Genomic DNA, 20,114 nt, shown 5'->3' on the forward strand with positions numbered 1-20,114 from the left:
CACGCCACGATTACAACATGAAACTTGAAACCTCAAACCTGAAACAAAAAACTATTTCAAAATCTGCGTTGCGTGTTCTTTTGTTTTTACATTTTCGATTACTTCTTCGATGATTCCTTTTTCGTTGATTACGAAAGTGGTTCTGTGGATTCCGTCATATTCTCTTCCCATGAACTTTTTTGGTCCCCAAACACCGAAAGCGTTTATTACTGATTTGTCTTCATCGGCTAATAATGGAAATGGTAATTCGTATTTTTCTTTGAATTTGGTTTGCGCCTTTTGACTATCAGCACTTACGCCAAGAAGTTCGTAATTACTAGCTTGGAAACGATGAAAATTATCTCTTAAATCACAAGCTTCGGCTGTACAACCCGGCGTACTTGCTTTTGGATAAAAGAAAACTACTAATTTTTTTCCGGCATAATCTGCCAGTTTATGTGTTTTTCCTTCTTGATCTGTTCCTGAAAAATTTGGTGCTTTATCTCCGGCTTTTAATGTTGTCATATCTTTTTATTTTAGATTTCAGATTGTTGATTTTAGATTTTAAAACAAAGATAGCTTATAAGTTATAAATCGCTATTTTTACACTTTAAAATTACGGAAATGAATAAAGAAGCTCGAGTACAATTTGTTATAAATACGTTAAAAGAACTCTACCCTACTATACCAGTCCCGCTTGATCACAAAGACCCTTATACTTTATTAATCGCTGTTTTACTTTCTGCACAATGTACAGATGTTCGGGTGAATCAGATTACGCCGCTTTTGTTTGCAAAAGCAGATAATCCGTATGACATGGTGAAGATGTCTGTGGAAGAAATTAAGGAAATCATTCGTCCGTGTGGTTTATCGCCAATGAAATCTAAGGGAATTCATGGTTTGTCTGAAATTTTAATTGAAAAGTATAATGGTGAAGTTCCGCAGAGTTTTGAAGCTCTTGAATCTTTGCCCGCTGTTGGGCATAAAACGGCAAGTGTTGTTATGTCTCAGGCTTTTGGAGTTCCGGCTTTTCCGGTTGACACACATATTCACAGACTAATGTACAGATGGAATCTTTCGAATGGAAAAAATGTTGCTCAAACTGAAAAGGATGCTAAAAGATTATTTCCGAGAGATACATGGAATGATCTGCATTTACAGATTATTTGGTACGGACGTGAATATTCGCCCGCTAGAGGCTGGAGTTTAGAGAAAGATATTATTACGAGAACAATTGGTAAAAAATCTATTATAGAAGAAGCTGCTAAAAAGAAAGTTTAGCAGCTTCTTTTTTATTTTACATACTGCTTTTTAAGGCATTGTATTCATTTGTCATATCAAGCGATCGATATACTCCCAAAAGTGTTTTTGTAGCTTCTGGATTCTTTGGTTCAATAATAAGCGCTTGTTTTAGATACGGGATTGCACTGCGGGCAATATCATCTTTTTTAGCATTTAGTTTGTCATATTTTTGCATTTCGGATGGTGAAGTTCCTAAAGAAGCTATTTCATCGGCTAAATCTTTTTTGACCTGCAGTTTCAAATACGCCATATTTATATAGGCATCCAGGTAATTAGGGTTAAGTTCCAAAACATAATTATAAACTGCTTCGGCTTTAGGATAATCTTTTTTCTCTAAATAAGCGTAAGCTAAATTACTGTTAACCTCTATTTTTTTTGAAGGAACTAACTCGTTTCTTGGTTTTTCATAAAACCCTTGTTCTATAGCCGATTCTCTGGCTTTTGTAGAAACAAAAAAATCTTCTTCTTTTGTTTTCTTGTTGGTAGCATAATACATCATTCTCTTTCCGGAAAAATTTATCTTCTTTAAGATTTCATAATATTTTACTGCCGACTCGTAATCTTTAGCATTTATAGAAGATGCTGCAGCGTTAAATAAGTTCAATGTGTCTTTTTTATCAAACAAATAAACTTTATAACTTTTCTCAGCACTTTCTTTAAATTTTCCAGCATTAAAATCCGTCATTGCACCATTAACAAGCGTAGATTTCATAGCTTTTAAAGCTGCATTTGCTTTAACTGTAAATTTAAACTTTCCTGATTCGTTTTCATACAAAAACACATCCTGATAAGCTTGTGAGGCCAATGTAAAATTATTAGCTGCATCTATATTTTTTCCAGCTAAATCCTTATATACATTTCCTTTTAAAAAATAATAATCAGATTTGGCTTCATCTGATGCGTTAAGAATAAGATATTCTGTTTTGTTTAAAATGGCCAATGCTTCCTCGCTTTTTCCTTTATCGTATAAAGACTGCGCTTCTTTTATTTGATCATTTTGAGCAAATGCTGCGACATTTATCAATAACAGGATTGATAACATCTTTAGGTTCGTTTTCATATTTCGGTTGGGTTTTGGTTGTTAAAATAGATTTAGTTTTTTGAATGAATTTTGCTGCAAAACTGATAGTAGAGCACTTCAGCCTGCGTTTAAATGAAAAAATAAGATTTAGAGACCAAAATTGCCATAAGTCTCTAAATTTAATTTCTCAAAAAAATCAAACTTCTTAGTAAAGAACTAAGGCGTATAACAAACAAAATGAAATAAGGCAGAGTAGTTTTTTTTCATAGGTTTTTGGTTATTGGTTGGACAAATTAGGGTGATTGAAATGTTTTAATACGAAAAATTCTTATGTTTTTATGAAATAATAATTATTTTTTAACTAAAATAAAATTAATTATTGAATAAAGAAATATTTTGACTGAAAATATTAAATTTTAACAAAAACATAATTTTAAATCAAAATCATATTTAAGGGTAAAAATGAAGAATTAATAAGTGATTGGAAAAATCTGTTCTGGAAAACACGCAGTTGAATTTGTTATAATAAAGTAAAATTCAGGATTTAAGACAAAAAAAAAACTCACTATCTGTATTTGCATACAAATAGTGAGCTTTCAACCAAAACGACCATTTGGTTTTTCTTTCGAAATAAACATCCGACCAAAGCAGCGGGCTGTTTAATTAGCTATAATCTCAAAATTTTTATCTTCAATTTTCACAACCGTTAAGGCTTGTGAATAACTTAGTAAAAAAGAAATTACTTCTTTTTTAGGTTTCAAATCTTTAGAAGCTAACGCTTTTTTTGAGTAAATTTTCGCCATACTGTGTAAATGTTTTATAATAGTATAACGGGCTAATATTCAAAATAGTATTAGTTGGTTAAAATAATTTGATGTTTGTCAATTATTTTTCTCAAATTCATAAGCGCATAACGCATTCTTCCTAATGCTGTATTGATACTTACGTCTGTTAATTCTGATATTTCTTTGAAACTCATATCCTGATACATTCTCATTACCAGTACTTCTTTCTGATCTTCAGGAAGTTCTTCAATTAACCTTTTTAAGTCAACCTCAACCTGATCTACAATCATTCTGCTTTCAACATTTAATGAATCGTCAGACATGATAGAGAAGATTGAAAACTCTTCGGTTTCTCTGTACATTGGCATTTTTTTGGTTTTGCGAAAGTGGTCCACAATTAAATTATGAGAAATACGCATTACCCATGGAAGAAATTTACCTTCTTCGTTATAGGAATTACTTTTTAAGGTTTTGATTACTTTAATAAAAGTATCTTGAAAAATATCATTTGAAATGTCTCTATCAGCAATCTTAGAATATATAAATCCATATATCTTAGATTCGTGCCTTTTTATTAATGTTGCAAGAGCAGCTTCACTGCCTTCAACATAATTTTTTACTAATAGAGCGTCTGGAATTTGCAGATCAGCCATAATACTACTTTTTTAGTTTTAATAATTTGGAGTAATTTTTCTAAAAAGTAATTTTATTTTATAGGCGTGATCTTTTTTGAGTTATGTTAATTATTGTGACCAAATTTAACAAATATTTATTTTAAAAAGCAAACAAAAACAATAATAATTAACATTAAAACGTTAAGTTTTTTGCTGCAGAGGCTATTTTTGATAAAAAAAGTTAAAAAAATGTGGTTTGAAACGATTTGAAAAACAAATGTAAATAACTTACAATTAAATATTTAAGCTATTTACACCTGCTTTTTGAGTAAAATTTAATTCTATATTTTTTTATTGATAAACACGTACGTAATCGACGTAATATTTTTGAGGAAGTACAGAATCATCTACTTCAGGACCTCCAAAATTACCTCCAATGGCTAAATTTACGATAATATAAAATGGTTTATCAAAGGGCCATGTATCTTCATTTTTAACTTCAGGATTGAAAGTATAAACTAAAGTCGAATCCACAAAAAAGGCGATTTTATCTTTGTCCCATTCAATGGCATATACATGATAACCTTCTTCAATATTTGGAAATTCGGTTCTTTTGGTATTAATCGTATTTCCGTGGCTGTCCTGCGTATGAAGGGTTGTATAAACCATATGCGGATCTCTTCCTATATATTCTAAAATATCAATTTCTCCTGTTTTAGGCCATTTAACTTCATCAATATTGGCGCCTAACATCCAGAAAGCAGGCCACAAACCGTGTCCAACAGGAAGTTTTGCCCTTGCTTCGATTCTGCCGTATTTAAATTGTTTTTTTCCTTTGGTTGTAATTTTTGTCGAGGTATATTTTTCTCCTTCTTTTCTGGCTTCAATAACTAAATTTCCATCTTTAAATTCGTGGTTGGTTTTAGTATAGATTTGCCTTTCATTGTTTCCGTAACCGCACAAATTTGGACAGCCGTCCCCAAGTTCGAAATTCCAGACTTTTTCATTTAATTTTTTAGCATTGAAATTTTCTTCCCAGACCAGTTTCCTCTTTGTTTCCTGCGCGTATGAAAAACTGCAGATTAACAATAGTACAATTATTTTATTCATAGTATAATTTTAAAATTAAGAAGGCCAGCCGAAGCTGACCTTCTAGAATTACTAATTAATTAACTCATATTCTATTGATAAATTCTCACGTAATCAATCTCCATAGAAGACTGAGTGAAAGCTCCATCAATATTACCGCCTAGATTACCTCCCATTGCTACGTTTAATATTAAGAAAAAATCGCTGTTAAAAGGTAAAGAACCATCATTTGGAACTGAATGAAGTAAATCATCGTCTACATAAGTTTTTACTGATGCAGGGCTCCATACTAATTTATAAACATGGAATTCTGTTGAAACGTTGGTGTATGTTTTTGATGCTGTATTACCATTTCCACCTGAATGTCCAGGATAATGAAGCGTACTCAAAATCACATTTTGATTGTTACCCACGTGTTCCATGATGTCTATTTCCCCACAGGCCGGCCAAGGTTTTGTAGCATAATTTTGTCCAAGCATCCAGATTGCAGGCCATGTTCCTGCTCCGCTTGGAAGTTTAGCTTTAACCTCAACTTTTCCATATGTAAAAGCAAATTTAGCATCTGATTTTAATCTTGCCGATGAATAATCTGCACCTCCCGAAGCTTCTTTTTTAGCTGTAATAACTAAATTACCTCCTTGTACTTTTACGTTTGTTGCTGCGTTGGTATAATTTTGTTTTTCATTATTTCCCCAGCCGTTATCTCCTCTTCCTAAATCATAATTCCATTTTGTTGCATCTGGCGCTCCATCAGTATTGAACTCGTCAGACCAAACCAGATTTGTATAATCTGTTGTTGGATTTTGAGTAGGTTTTGTAGTAGTGAAAATATGATACCATGCTAATGCTGGGTTTCCTCCCATTACGGCTCTTACTACCATTCTGTTTGCTGTGATCGACAAGATTTCGTAAGAACTCTGACCAATATAATACCCCATAAATCCACCGTCAGAGAAGTTCAACATTGTTCCTCTTGTTTGTGTTGCATGGTTTGGATTTTTGGTAACTACAGATTCTGATGGGCTTAATGAAACTGTTTTAACACCACTTGTATTATAAGTTAAACAAGCATCATCTGGTCCACTTCCTCCTCCTACGCTTGCAAAAGCTGCGTTAAAGAATGTTGCTCCGCCGTTGTTTAATTCAAATTTCAATTGATCTCCGTCTTTTGAAAAAGTCAATTCGTTTTCGTATAAACAGCTGCTTGCCGGCGATGCTGCTTTTTCAAATGGTCCTGCCATATAGTAGTTTGCATAGTAGTTTTTAGTCGCATCGGCATCGTTTTGACCAACTCCTAAGTGTCCTGCTTCTGAAGCTGACCAGTACCATTTTTTAGATGAACCACCTGTTAAGAACGCTACGGCTTCATCATCACTAAAGTTACTTAATACTGTAACATCTAGTGTTGTGTTTGATGCTACACCGCCTCTTCCGTTTGCAATTACTGTAACAGTATAGGTATTTACGCCTGTTTTTGTAAAACGTTTTGTAAAAATACCACTTGGAGAAGTTTCAGATGTTCCATCGCTAAAAACATATTTAAACGAAACAGCATTATCTGCTTTTGCAGTCAATTTTACCGTTCCTGATCCGTCTCCGTTTGGAGCATCAGCAGTTTTTCCTATAATTTCAGCTGTTACCTGAATATTAGAGGGCGCCGCCAAATCGCCAAAAGCAAAATCATCTTTTTGACAACTTATTGCTAACAGCAGAGCAAAAAGTAATACGAAGTATTTATTATATTTTTTCATTTTGTTATTTTTTATAAAATGTAAATTCATTTTAATCGATTAATAAGGTTCATTTTTTATTTATGAAAATAAACGTTATCAATATATATGGTATGACTTCCGGTTGGTGTTCCAGAATAAATAAGCTGTGCAATATGAGCTCTGGTTGTTAATCCTGTAAAATCACTTAAAGGAATATCCAGACTTACCCATTGTCCTTGTGCCGGAGCGGTAAATTTAAGTTCGTGTTCTTTATCATCTCCTCCTCCATTGTAAACTCCATTAGCTCCAAAATCAACTAATTTGATTCTGAATTCTGTAAAATCTGAAGACCAAACATCTACGTGGAAATGTGTCATTCCGGTTGCATCAATTGTTGTAACTGGCTCGATACCCACAAAATTTAAATCTGAGTATTTTTTAACTGCATTTCCTGCAACAGCTGTTTCTTCTAATGTTGCTGCAGACCAATCTGTACGCCATGTTTGAATGGCAATATTTGAATATGCATCACTAAATAATGAAATAACATTTGCTGCCGGTACAGCTGGCGTTGGTGCTGCTGTGCTTAATGTTTCGACGTCTTTATAGAAATAAATATTATCTATAAATACAGTTCCTCCAGCCCAAGGGGTTCCCACAAATTTCAATTGGAAAATATCTGCTACTGTTAATCCCTGACTTGTAAATGCCGAAATTGGAATATCAATACTTGTCCACTGATTTGCAGTAAGATCTTTTACAACTGGTTTTTCTCCATTTGTTTTACTAATTAATGAAGTTTCGATTTTTTGTAAATCTGCTGTCCAAACATCCATGTGAATGTAATCCATTCCAGAAACATCAACTGTAACATTATCTGCTAAAGCAATTCCCTGGTAGCTTAATTTGATATAGTTCAACATTTTGTCGCCATTCAAATCAAATTCTGTCCAGCTGCTTCCTTGTCCTGCTTGTCCCCAATCTGGGAAATAGTTTGTTCCGGCAACATTAGTGTATTTAGAACCGTAAATAGAAATTACATTTCCTGCTGCTCTGTTTGGCGGCGTTGGTGCCGAAGTTGTTGGATTAAGAACTAATTTTGCTTCAAATTCCTGAGATTTTTCAGTTGTTTTAATTGCAGCACTTTTTGAAACTACACGAATTGTGTAAACTCCAGCTTGCTGATACGTATATGAAACTGATTCTCCGTTATTAGCCGAAATTGGATCTGGTTTTCCTGCTTCTCCAAAATAAACATCATAAAACAAGGCAAAATCTGCTGTTGCTTTTACGGTTACTTTTTTAGAAACTGATAAATCATTTGTTATTACCACTACTAAATTTTCCGGAGCTTTAAACGAAACTAAAACCTCTTGTGTTACTTCAGTCTTTTTTCCTGTAATTCCCATTGCAATAATTTTGCTTTGGTAAGTTCCTTCTTTATAAACGTGTGTTACGGTTCCTCCAGAAGGAAAATAATCAGATTCTGGCGATCCGTCTCCGTAATTTATTTTGTATTGTGTTACTCCTTCTCCTTTTGGTAAAAAAGTTACTTTACCGGAGTTATCCTGAGTTACAGTGGTCAAAGCAGATATGTTTGAGGGTGCGCTTACACCTTCTAAATCAATATTGCTGTCATCGCTTGAACAGCTAAAGAATAGCGCTAAAACGACAAGACTTAATATATAATGTAATTTTTTCATAATAGTATTTTTTAATATCCAGGATTTTGCGACCAGTTACCGTTTGCGAATTGAATTTCTTCGATTGGAAGTGGAAATAATTCATTCTTATTAGCTTTAAATCCAGGAATTGTTCCAACAGCTTTGCCAGTTCTTACTAAATCAAAGAAACGATGTCCTTCTCCAAAAAGTTCTACTCTTCTTTCTGCCCAGATAAAATCTGTAAGAGCAGCTCCAGAAGCCGTTACGTTATGGTTATTATCTCCAAATGCACGCGCTCTAACAAGGTTTAAATATGTTCTTGCTTTTGCGTCATCAATTGCACCTCTGTTGTAAGCTTCTGCAGCCATTAAAAGAACGTCTGCATAACGAATTGATCTGTAATTATTTGGATTTGTTAAATTCAAATCTCCCTGTGCATTTGAGCTTCTTTTTCTTGGAATATATTTTCTGTTGAAGAAACCTGTATCTTCATTTCCTTTTCCATAGCTAACTCCTTTTCCGTTATCATAATTAGCATTTGCAGCAGCAAAAGCAGCGATGTCTAAAATAGCTACATCTTTACGTCTGTCTCCAACTTCAAATGCATCAGCGCTTTCCTGAGTTGGTATATTAAAACTAAATCCTGAAGAGAAAAGTGGTCCTGAAAAATTTCTTACACCGCTAAAACCTACAGCTACGTTACCTTCACTACATTGTAAACATCCAAATCCAGCTCCTTCAATGTCTGTATATTGTACTTCAAAAACAGATTCTGCTCCGTTTTCTCCGTCCATTTCAAATATTGAATTATAATCTGTTACTAAAGAATATTTTCCTGAAGTAATTACAGATTCAAGTACCGTTGCTGCCTGCGTAAATTTATTTTGATATAAATAAGCTTTTCCTAATAATGCCTGAGCAGCAGTTTTAGTGGCACGCCCTTTTTGAGAAGCATTTGGTGCTAAATTAGCCGATGCGAAAATTAAATCAGCTTCAATCGAAGCATACACTTCCTGAACTGATGAACGCGGTATCTTTTTTTCATCTCCAAGTTTAAATCTCGCATCGCCCTTCATTGGTATACCGCCAAACCATTTCACTAATTCAAACTGGTAATATGCTCTAAGAAAACGCGCTTCGGCAATAACTTGGGTTTTCTCGGGAAAATCGGTTTTATCTTGAAATTCAAGAATATAATTAGCTCTTTGAACTCCTGCAAACATCCAGTTCCAGATATCTCTTAAGTTACTGTTTACCGGCGTATGAATCATATCATCAATTTGCTGCCATCCAATAACATCTGTTGGACTTTCTCCTCCTGCTAATGTATTATCTGAAGCAATTTCTCCCAATATAACATTTGCATATGAAGATTGAAGCAAATCGTAAGCAGCAACCAAAGCCTGATCGTAATCTGATTTTGAATTAAAATAGTTTTCAGAATCGATAGAATATTCTGGTTTAGGGTCTACAAACTCATCCGAACAAGAAATACACAAGGTCGAAAACAGAGTAAGAGATATAACGGTTGTAAATAAATATTTTTTCATTTTAATTGAAATTAAAAATTAATGTTTAAACCCATTAAATAGGTTCTTGGAGTAGGATAAAATCCATAATCAATTCCACCTCCAATTGGCGCACCATTTGAAGCTCCCGGATCGTAACCTTGGTATTTAGTAAATGTGTATAAATTATTTACTCCTGCATAAAGTCTTAATTTTGTGATTCCTACTTTTTGAGCAACACTTGGATTAAGAGAATATCCTAACTGAACATTTTGAATTCTAAGGTATGAAGCATCTTCTACAAAATAATTAGAAAAAACATTGTTTGATGTTGCACCTGTTGTAACTCTTGGTGTTGAATTTGTAGATCCTTCACCTGTCCATCTGTCTAAAACATAATCTATACGATTTGCATCAGAAAGTGTTCTTTCATAGTTACGAACCATATCATTTCCTACAGATGCAAAAGTGTAAACTGCAAAATCAACGTTTTTATAGTTTAATTGAAGATTGAATCCCATTGTTGCAGCAGGAATTGGATCACCAATATTGGTTTTATCTTTTGTATCAATTACACCGTCTCCATTTACATCAACAAAGCGAAGATCTCCCGGCGCTGCATTTGCTCCTAAAGCTAATTGTGATGGGTGAGCATCAACTTCTGCCTGATTTTGAAAAATACCATCGGTTTTATATCCATAGAAATATCCCATTGGTTTTCCTATTTCCATTCGTGCAGGTGCAGGCTGTCCAACACCAAATCCTCCGGCTTCCAAAAAGCCAGTTCCGTTATTTACTTCCAGAACTTTATTTTTAATAAACGTAACGTTATAAGCTACATTCATTGAAAAAGAATCTGAGAAATTTTCTTTGTAATCAATAGCAAATTCGAAACCTGAATTTTTTACTGATCCTGCGTTTATAGTTGGAGAACCAGATCCCGGAGCACCTGTACCATTAATACCTGAAACAGGAATATTTCCAATTAATAAATCTTTTCTTGTATCACTAAAATAATCTGCTACAATAGAAACTTTGTCATTTAATATTCTCATATCCAAACCAACATCAAGCTTTCTAGCTTCTTCCCATTTTACATCCGGATTTGGAACTGCCCCTGTGGCTACACCGTTTACAAGAGTACCATCAAAAACATAAGTTGCTTCTCCACTCAAAGTACCTAAATATCTATAATCTCCAATTTGGTCATTTCCTAATGTTCCGTAGCTTCCTCTTAATTTCAAGAAATTAATGAATTTAGGAGTCCCAAAGAAATCTTCTTTAGAAACAATCCAACCTCCTGTAACTGATGGAAAATAACCTACTTTATTCCCTGGTCCAAATTTGGTAGAAGCATCACGTCTAATCATACCAGATACTAAGTATTTCTCTTTATAATCATACTGCAGCCTTGCAAAATAAGATAATCTGCGTTGATCATAAACATAAGAGCTGTTTGTTAAAGTCGCTGAAACTCCTTTTGTTAAAGAAATATCGGCAAATTCCCAAGAATTATTAGGAACATCAAAACCAGTGGCAGAAAGACCATTTCCCCATGTTTTGAAAATTGTTGTACCAATTGTTCCTGTTATATTATGAGCATCTGCGATTTTTGTAACATAAGTACCAAAAAGGTCAAAAGAGTAATCGTTGTCATTAACAGCACCTTGAGTTACAGAGCTTCTTTGTACATCAAAAACTTTTCCTCCATAACTTATTAGCGGAGCAAATGTTTTTGATTCGCTGTTTGAAGTATTAAAACCAATTGAACCTGTCAATGTAAATCCTTTAAAAATTTTGTAATCTAATCCAAAATTTCCGTTTAATTTTTTATAATTATAATCGTTGTATGTATTTGCAATTTGTGCAAGCGGGTTGATAATTTCATTACCCAATCCTGTTGTATTTGGCACAAGAGTAAAATTGCCGTTTGCATCTTTAGGAGTTAATGTTGCAGGAACATTCAGTGCATTAAATAATACAGAACCAAGACCGTTTTCATTTAATGTTTTTCTGGTAAAATAAGTATATATAACGTTTGACTTAAGTTTAATTTTACTGCTAAGATCTGCTCCTAAAGCAAGTCTTGCCGTATTTTTCAAGAAACCAGATTTGTCTCCTCCTACGATTCCTTCCTGATCTAAATGTGATCCACTAATAGAATAAGTGATTTTATCTGAACCTCCGGAAATACTCAAATCATTATTGACAATTGGAGCCATTTGAAAAACTTCATCCTGCCAGTCAGTACCTTTTCCTAATCCGCTTACGTTTGGATAAGGAAGCGGTTTACCTCCGTTAGCATAACTTTCATTTAATAAAAGTGCATACTCCGTAGCATTTAAAGTTGGAAGTTTTCTTGATGTTTCCTGAAATCCAACTGAGCTGTTAAAAGATACTTTTGTTTGAGTATTCTTTTTACCTGTTTTGGTTGTAATTAAAATAATCCCGTTTGCGCCAATTGTTCCATAAATAGCTGCTTGAGCATCTTTTAAAACTGTTATGGATTCAATATCGTTAGGATTTAACAGACCAAAATCCCCAACATATCCGTCAATAATAGCAGTTGGCGCATTTTGTCCGTTTGTAGCAATACCACGAATACGAATATCCAATGGCGCTCCTGGTGCTCCAGACTGAGTTGTTACATTCACACCCGTAACGGTACCTTGCAGCGCTTGTTCAATTCTCGTTGGTCGAATAAGATCAATTGTTTTACTGTCTACTACAGAAACTGATCCCGTAACCTCTCTCTTCTTTTGAGTACCATAACCAATGACAACTACTTCATCAAGTGATTTTGCATCCTCAATTAATTTTACAGTTATTTTAGTTCCAGAAACTGCAACTTCTTGCGTTTTGTAACCTATATAACTGAAAATAACTGCAGATCCTTTTGGAACTCCGGTTAATTTAAAAGATCCGTCAAAATCAGTGGTTGTGCTTTGAGACGAACTTTTAACTTTTACATTAACGCCAGGCAATGACAAACCTGAGCCATCTACTACCGTTCCGGTTACATCAATAGATTGCGCAAACGCAAATGATGTACACAGTGATAGTACAATTAGTAATAATTTAGATTTCATAATTAGTTAGTTTTTATTGAAAGCTAAATTTATCTGTTCCCTTTATGAAAACGATAAAATTAACCTCAACAAAAAACATACATCATAAAAAAATCTAGTCTTAATTCAGGATATCACAAAATAAACCGCTCTGTAGCTATAATTTGTGAATGTTAATTTCTTTAACATTTGCACTGCAATTTCCTAACAAAAGCATAATGTTGTGGTAATGTATAGTTTTTTTAAGCCGATTTTTGAATTCCTATACAGCCAGAATATATTCAACTAAACCGATTTCGTGCTGCAAATCCATTTTCTTTCGCAAACGATACCTTTTTATTTCAACACTTCGAACCGAAATATTAAACATTGGAGCTATTTCTTTTGAGGAAAGATTCAATCGAAGATAAGCACATAAACGAAGGTCGTTTGGTGTTAAGGCCGGATGCATTTGTTTTATCCTTTTTAGGAAATCTTTATCGGCACTATCAAAGGCTTCTTTAAAAATTTTCCACGAATCTTCCTCTGTAATGTTTTTGTTTATCGTACTAATTACAGATTTGATATTTGAACTGTCATTTTGAGATGTTTTCTTTAAATCTTCTTTAATAAAAGCCAGCAATTCATTTTTACTGTTTAAACTCATCGTCGAAACCGCCAGTTCACGGTTTTTATTATCAACATCCTGCGAAAGCTGTTCGTTTCGAAGCTTCATTAATTGTTGTTCGTTTTCAAGCTCCTGAATCTCTAATAAAAGGTTATTTTCTTCAATAAGCTTTTCTTTTTGCTTTTGATAATAATTTCGGTATGCTTTATTGATAAAATAGGCCATAGCCAAAATCAGAAGAAAATAGACAAAACAGGCTAAATTGGTCAAATACCACGGTTTTAAAACTACAAATGTGTATACGGCAGTATTTTGCAGAATTGTATTGGCATATTTTGCCCTAACTCTAAAAGTATACTTCCCTGGTGAAAGGTTTTTAAAATTCACCGTTGCCTTTGTACTCCACTCGCTCCAATCATCCTGAAAACCTTCTAATAAATATTGATATTCAGAATTGATGTATTTATTGTATTCCGGAACGGTATAATTAAGTGTAATATTATTTTCATCAGAATCAAAACTGCCTTCACTTTGAATACCAACATTTTTAAAGGTTTCGTTTTGTTTGTTTATCAATATATCGGTAATAAAAACATCATAGTTTTTAAAACTTAAATCTTCGATATTTAAAGTATAATAACCGTCTGTTGTGCCTATTAAATACGTTGATTTTGAAATTTGTGTAATATTTTCATAACCCAGCATCGAATTCGTTAAAGAGGACGGAATAGGTATTATATTCTGCTTTAATTGGCTGCTCAATTTACTTGCAGAGAAATAATGAATGTAGTTTTTAGAAAATAACCAGATTTTATTCGAATGGTCTACAATTAATTTACCCGATGTGTATTCATCTTTTTCAAAAATCGAACTTAAAACGGTATCTTTCTCGAATTGTCTTGTTTTAGGATTTAATTTAAAAATTCCGCCTTTGTAAGCGTAATAAATTGAATTATTAAAAGTCGTTAAACTCGCATTTATTCCTTTCTGCGGAGACTTGTAAGTATAAAAGTCATGCGTTTGCAAAAGAGATTTACCAAGTTTTAATCTAAAAATCCCTTTGTATTCATGGCTAACATAAACATCAAGATTCTTTGTAATTTCAAAATATCTGGATGAATAATCAAATCCCTGAATTTTGTTTTTAAAAATCCACTGATTATTTACTTTCTCTAAAACCGAAAGTCCGTAATAATTTCCCTGAATTAATTGGTTTTTATTTGCTGGAGAAGGCTCAAACTTCCAGGTTCCGGAACCGGAAAATATACTTCTCGCCGAGTCATTTGCAATTATAAAAGTCCCCGAATCGTGTCCGCAAAAAAGTGTATTATCATACGTAAACAAAGACCAAACCTGACCTTTTGTTCCGTTTATAAATTTAAATTCAGCATTACTCTGCGTTGGTTTGCAAAACAATCCCTGATTTGTTCCAATGTAAAGCATTCCGTTAAAAGCAGCCGATGCATAAACGGTTCCTAAAACCCCAGTGTCATCAGTAAAACTGTGTACCGGCGACTGAATATTAATACAATTAATTCCGTTATCCAGTCCAACCCATAAATTTTGGTCTTTATCTTCAAAAAGTGACAAAGCCGTATTATTGCTTAAACCTTTACTCTGTGTGAGGTGATATTTTAATTTTCCGTTATTTGATAAAATAAAAACTCCGTTTGAAACCGTTCCTAAAGCAAAACTCCCGTCCTGAAGACGCTGGCTGCTGTAAACGAAACTTGATTTTAATTCTGCATCGACATCTGTTGCAACTCTGGTTAGGGAATTCCCTGTCAGTTTATAAATTCCGTCAAGCTGCGTTTGAATCAGCAAACCATCATCTGTCGTAAAAACATTCGCAATTGTAAATTTCTTTAAAGTCGGATTATCTGAAACTAATTTTGCTCTCCCGCTTTCAATTTCAAAAAGTCCTTCTTTGATCGTTTGAAAATAAATAGCATTTTTTGCCGAAAATGACTTTATAACACCATTTTTTGGTGCGATGATATTAAACTTTCTGGTTTTAGTATCGTAAATATAAATTCGGTTTAAGGATTGAAACAGAATCCATTGATCGTATTTTAAGATATTCCAAAACTGCTCATCATCTAAAATTTTACTTTTAATTTTATCGCTGAGTGATGTATAATTTAGTTTGCCATTTTCTTTTCTGGTCCAATAACCAAAATTCATATAACTGCCTGTATAGATTTTATTTCCAATCACTTTTACAGATCGGATAATAGTTTCATTTGGCCCCGGATACAATTGCCAGCTCGTTCCGTTATATTCTAAAAGTCCATCGTTATTAGCAAAATACAAATAATTTTCATCGTCCTGCGAAATCATCCAGCTCTGATTTCCAGCTCCGTAAACAGATGAAGAATATTTAACAATTGGCGGAAGTTCCTGCGCAAAAAGCAAGAAATTCAATAAAAATAATAAGGTAGTTAGTTTAGTTTTCAAATTTGGTCAGGATATTAAATAATACTAAAACAGTTCTAAAATAGCATATTTTAGAGTGAAACAATAATTTTTAATAAAATAAAAGATTTTATAGCATAACACAGGTTTCAACCATCTGAAACAGATTGTGATGATATACTTTGCGTCCCAGCGGTTGAAACCGCTGGCAATGTTTCCAAATAATTCTCAAACCTATTCAAACATAGCCCGTGGTTTCAACCACGGGAAACGGATTGTGCGATATAGCTTGCGTTCCAGCGGTTGAAACCGCTGGCTATGTTTCAACAATTTCTCAAACATATTCAAATATAGCCCGTGGTTTCAACCACGGGAAACGGATTGTGCGATATAGCTTGCGTTCCAGCGGTTGAAACCGCTGGCAATGTTTCCAAACAATTTCTCAAACCTATTCAAACATAGCCTGTGGTTTCAACCACGGGAAACGGATTGTGCGATATAGCTTGCGTTCCAGCGGTTGAAACCGCTGGCAATATTTCCAAACAATTTCTCAAACCTATTCAAATATAGCCCGTGGTTTCAACCACGGGAAACGGATTGTGCGATATAGCTTGCGTCCCAGCGGTTGAAACCGCTGGCAATGTTTCCAAACAATTTCTCAAAAATAATCAAATATAGCCCGTGGTTTCAACCACGGGAAACGTATTGTAACAAATACAAAATTTCCCCACTTCTCTATTACACAAATTCCTCAAACCAAACATGGTAATTCTGTTAAGATTTGGAACAATATCCTTAACAAAACTCTATTCAAAATTGATTACTTTTGTAAAAATTGACTTTTTTTATGCAAATTGATCTTTCTACACTCGACCCGAAGCAAAATATTATAATAAAAGGCGCACAAGTACATAATTTAAAAAATGTAGATGTTGCCATTCCGAGAAATAAACTTGTTGTAATTACAGGACTTTCAGGATCAGGGAAATCAAGTTTAGCTTTTGATACTTTATATGCCGAAGGACAGCGCCGTTATGTTGAGAGTTTATCATCATACGCACGTCAGTTTTTGGGACGTTTAGACAAACCAAAAGTAGAATATATAAAAGGGATTGCACCTGCAATTGCCATTGAGCAGAAAGTAAATACAACAAATGCTCGTTCGACTGTTGGAACTTCTACAGAAATCTACGATTATATTAAACTTTTATTCGCCCGAATTGGAAGAACCTATTCTCCGGTTTCTGGGCAGGAAGTCAAAAAAAATACCGTTACAGATGTTGTTTCTGATGTAAAAACACTTGAAATCGACAGCCGCTGGCTCTTGCTTGCTCCTATTCATTTAGAAGAAGGCCGTTTGCTTGAAGACAAACTTAAAGTGCTTTTACAACAAGGTTTTGCCCGTATTTTAGTCGATAACGAAATGGTTCGTTTAGATGAATTTACACCAACAGAACTGCATAAACTGGATAATAAAGACATTTTATTAATTATTGACCGTATTGTAGTTAAGGAAGAGGAAGAATTTTATAATCGTCTTTCTGATGCCGTACAAACTGCTTTTTTTGAAGGAAAAGGAATCTGTTACCTTCAGGAAGTTGGTTCAGAAAAAAGGTTTTCTTATTCTAACAATTTCGAATTAGACGGAATTACATTTTTAGAACCAAACGTACATTTATTCAGTTTTAATAATCCGTACGGAGCTTGTCCGGTTTGCGAAGGTTACGGAAATATTATTGGAATCGACGCTGATCTGGTTGTACCGAATACTTCTTTGTCTGTTTTTCAAAGTGCCATTTATCCTTGGCGCGGCGAAAGCATGAGTTGGTATAAAGATGAATTGGTAAAACACGCTTATAAATTTGATTTCCCAATTCACAAACCTTATTTTGAACTTTCAGAAGATCAAAAAGATTTAATCTGGAAAGGAAATCAATATTTTCAGGGTCTGAATGATTTCTTTAAAGAACTTGAAGAAAAAAATTATAAAATACAAAACCGTGTAATGCTTTCGCGTTACCGCGGAAAAACAAAATGCCACGCCTGTCGTGGAAAACGTTTACGTGAAGAAGCTTCATATGTAAAAATCAACGGAAAAACGGTTTCAGATTTAGTCGATCTTCCAATTAAGCATTTAGTTACTTTCTTTAAAAATATTGAACTGAATGTTTACGAACAGCAAATTGCCAAACGTTTGATGATTGAAATCAATAATCGTTTGTCATTTTTAACAGAAGTTGGTTTAGATTATCTAACATTAAACCGAAATTCGGCTACACTTTCCGGAGGAGAATCGCAGCGTATAAATCTTGCTACTTCATTAGGAAGCAGTTTGGTTGGTTCGATGTATATTTTGGATGAGCCAAGTATTGGCCTGCACCCAAAAGATTCTGAACGATTGATTAAAGTTTTGATTTCTCTTCGTGATTTAGGAAATACTGTTATTGTAGTAGAACACGACGAAGATATCATGAAAGCTGCAGACATGATTATTGATATTGGGCCGGAAGCCGGAACTTTTGGAGGAAAACTAGTTGCGCAGGGAACTTATGCAGAGATTTTAAAATCAGATTCTCTTACTTCGAAATACCTGAATGGCGATTTAGAAATTTCTGTTCCAAAGAAAAGACGAAAATTCAAAAATCATATTGATATTATTGGTGCCAGAGAAAATAACCTTAAAAACATTAATGTTACTTTTCCTTTGGATGTCTTAACGGTCGTAACAGGAGTTTCCGGAAGTGGAAAAAGTACCCTGATTAAGAAAATTTTATTTCCTGCCATGCAGAAAAAGCTGGAAAATGCTGCTGAAAAAGCGGGACAATTCAGTGAAATTTCAGGTTCTTTTTCTCAGATCAAACATATTGAATATGTGGACCAAAACCCTATTGGAAGAAGTTCAAGATCAAATCCGGTAACGTATATAAAAGCATATGATGATATTCGTGATTTGTATGCAAAAGAAAAATTATCAAAAATAAGAGGTTATCAGGCCAAACATTTTTCTTTTAATGTTGATGGAGGCCGATGTGAAACTTGTAAAGGAGAAGGCTCTATAAACGTTGAAATGGTCTTTATGGCCGATGTTTCGTTGCCTTGTGAAACCTGCGGTGGAAAACGATTTAAAAAAGAGATTCTTGAAGTTGCTTTTGACAATCAAAACATCAACGATGTGCTGACCATGACGATTGATGATGCCATTGCTTTTTTCGAAAAAAACAAGCAGACTAAAATCACGCAAAAACTACAGCCGCTACAAGATGTTGGTTTAGGATATGTTCAGTTAGGGCAATCTTCTTCTACTCTTTCTGGTGGTGAAGCACAGCGTATTAAGTTAGCTTCATTTTTAGTAAAAGGTGCAACAAAAGATAAAGCGCTATTTGTTTTTGATGAACCTACAACGGGACTTCATTTTCATGATATTAAAAAATTATTAGCTTCATTTGATGCGTTAATCGAAAAAGGACATTCGATAATTGTAATTGAGCACAATTTAGATTTAATAAAATGCGCCGACTGGATTATTGATTTAGGTCCTGAAGGCGGTGAAAATGGAGGACATTTATTAGCCACAGGAACACCCGAAGATGTTGTTAAAATAAAAGAATCAGTTACAGGAATTTATTTAAAAGATAAATTATAAACGAGAATATTATAAAAAAGTTAGCCCTAAATTACAATCTTAATAAATGTAATTTAGGGCTAAACTATTTTAGACTGAAATATTTTATGCTACTAAGCATTTTTCTTCAAAAGGAAAACCATCTTCGTCAATGGCAACTAATACCTTTTTTTGTTTGGAAGCCTCTAATGTTAAATATAGCCAAGCAAATGACCATAATCCGAGGGTTAAACAAAAAATCATGAAATTTAAACTGTGGTTAACTACTTTTCCTCCTTTAGAAAGAACCGCAAAAAGTAATTCATCATTTCTCTCTTCTAGTGTAAATCCATTATGAACTTTGTTCGATATCATATTGGAAAACACCTGTACACTTTGTTCCTGACTTAGCTTATTGCTTTTCATAATCATTTGTTGGGTTTGTCTGCATGTGATACTTAAATTTAATAATTTTGGATAGCTATTTAATTTAAAAAAACATTAAGACACCACTTTTACTGGCCTTATGTAAATATTTCTCATACTGTCAATGAAAGAGATGTAATAAAAATCTACATAAAATTAATTGTAATAAATTGAAAAACAAAATAAATTGGGTGATTTTTTAAGATTTCCTTCACAATTTCAAGATGTTATATAAAAAAGTATCTTTTATTTTCGATAATTAAAAAATAACACCCTTAAATAATGAAGTTAGGAATTTAGCTATATCTATATAGAAATAATGA

General features: G+C 33.7%; 13 protein-coding genes. 2 read left to right on the forward strand and 11 right to left on the reverse strand.

Annotation, left to right across the window (positions count from 1 at the left end):
- Nucleotides 1-51: 51 nt before the first annotated feature.
- The gene (gene bcp, locus FLAPXU55_RS21885) at nt 52-504 is read right to left on the reverse strand and encodes a thioredoxin-dependent thiol peroxidase (RefSeq protein WP_180861349.1); all 453 of its coding nucleotides are present in this window, start codon (nt 502-504) and stop codon (nt 52-54) included.
- 99 nt (nt 505-603) lie between these two features.
- Here bcp and FLAPXU55_RS21890 point away from each other — a divergent pair, with 99 nt between their 5' ends.
- Nucleotides 604-1,260, forward strand: a complete 657-nt coding sequence (locus FLAPXU55_RS21890) for an endonuclease III domain-containing protein (RefSeq protein WP_053473703.1) — start codon at nt 604-606, stop codon at nt 1,258-1,260.
- Nucleotides 1,261-1,276: 16 nt separating this feature from the next.
- Here the strand turns inward: FLAPXU55_RS21890 and FLAPXU55_RS21895 are convergent, their stop codons facing one another.
- From FLAPXU55_RS21895 to FLAPXU55_RS21935, 9 genes are all read right to left on the reverse strand, one after another.
- Nucleotides 1,277-2,341, reverse strand: coding sequence for a tetratricopeptide repeat protein (locus tag FLAPXU55_RS21895; protein ID WP_053473704.1), 1,065 nt, complete (start codon nt 2,339-2,341; stop codon nt 1,277-1,279).
- A 620-nt stretch (nt 2,342-2,961) separates the two neighbouring features.
- Nucleotides 2,962-3,105, reverse strand: a complete 144-nt coding sequence (locus FLAPXU55_RS21900) for a hypothetical protein (RefSeq protein WP_165590706.1) — start codon at nt 3,103-3,105, stop codon at nt 2,962-2,964.
- 50 nt (nt 3,106-3,155) lie between these two features.
- Complete coding sequence (locus tag FLAPXU55_RS21905) at nt 3,156-3,740, reverse strand: RNA polymerase sigma factor (RefSeq protein ID WP_053473705.1); 585 nt, start codon at nt 3,738-3,740, stop codon at nt 3,156-3,158.
- A gap of 312 nt (nt 3,741-4,052) precedes the next feature.
- On the reverse strand, nt 4,053-4,811 hold the full coding sequence (locus tag FLAPXU55_RS21910) for a glycoside hydrolase family 16 protein (RefSeq protein ID WP_180861351.1): 759 nt from the start codon (nt 4,809-4,811) through the stop codon (nt 4,053-4,055).
- Nucleotides 4,812-4,882: 71 nt separating this feature from the next.
- Entirely contained in the window at nt 4,883-6,541 is a 1,659-nt protein-coding gene (locus FLAPXU55_RS21915) for a family 16 glycosylhydrolase (RefSeq protein ID WP_053473772.1), read from the reverse strand.
- 56 nt (nt 6,542-6,597) lie between these two features.
- Nucleotides 6,598-8,205, reverse strand: a complete 1,608-nt coding sequence (locus tag FLAPXU55_RS21920; RefSeq protein ID WP_235992136.1) for a hypothetical protein — start codon at nt 8,203-8,205, stop codon at nt 6,598-6,600.
- A gap of 11 nt (nt 8,206-8,216) precedes the next feature.
- A complete protein-coding gene (locus FLAPXU55_RS21925; protein WP_053473707.1) occupies nt 8,217-9,716 on the reverse strand; it encodes a RagB/SusD family nutrient uptake outer membrane protein in 1,500 nt (499 codons plus the stop codon).
- Between the two features lie 11 nt (nt 9,717-9,727).
- Nucleotides 9,728-12,763, reverse strand: a complete 3,036-nt coding sequence (locus FLAPXU55_RS21930) for a SusC/RagA family TonB-linked outer membrane protein (RefSeq protein WP_180861353.1) — start codon at nt 12,761-12,763, stop codon at nt 9,728-9,730.
- 241 nt (nt 12,764-13,004) lie between these two features.
- The gene (locus tag FLAPXU55_RS21935; protein WP_180861355.1) at nt 13,005-15,806 is read right to left on the reverse strand and encodes a triple tyrosine motif-containing protein; all 2,802 of its coding nucleotides are present in this window, start codon (nt 15,804-15,806) and stop codon (nt 13,005-13,007) included.
- An 805-nt stretch (nt 15,807-16,611) separates the two neighbouring features.
- On the opposite strand from FLAPXU55_RS21935, the gene uvrA reads away from it, so the two are divergent.
- Complete coding sequence (uvrA, locus tag FLAPXU55_RS21940; RefSeq protein WP_180861358.1) at nt 16,612-19,407, forward strand: excinuclease ABC subunit UvrA; 2,796 nt, start codon at nt 16,612-16,614, stop codon at nt 19,405-19,407.
- 84 nt (nt 19,408-19,491) lie between these two features.
- Here the strand turns inward: uvrA and FLAPXU55_RS21945 are convergent, their stop codons facing one another.
- Nucleotides 19,492-19,791 (reverse strand): hypothetical protein, encoded by a 300-nt coding sequence (locus FLAPXU55_RS21945; RefSeq protein ID WP_053473773.1) that lies wholly within the window; start codon nt 19,789-19,791, stop codon nt 19,492-19,494.
- Between the last annotated feature and the right edge of the window lie 323 nt (nt 19,792-20,114).

The sequence above is a fragment of the Flavobacterium panici genome, from assembly GCF_903819335.1.
GTDB classification, from domain to species: domain Bacteria; phylum Bacteroidota; class Bacteroidia; order Flavobacteriales; family Flavobacteriaceae; genus Flavobacterium; species Flavobacterium panici.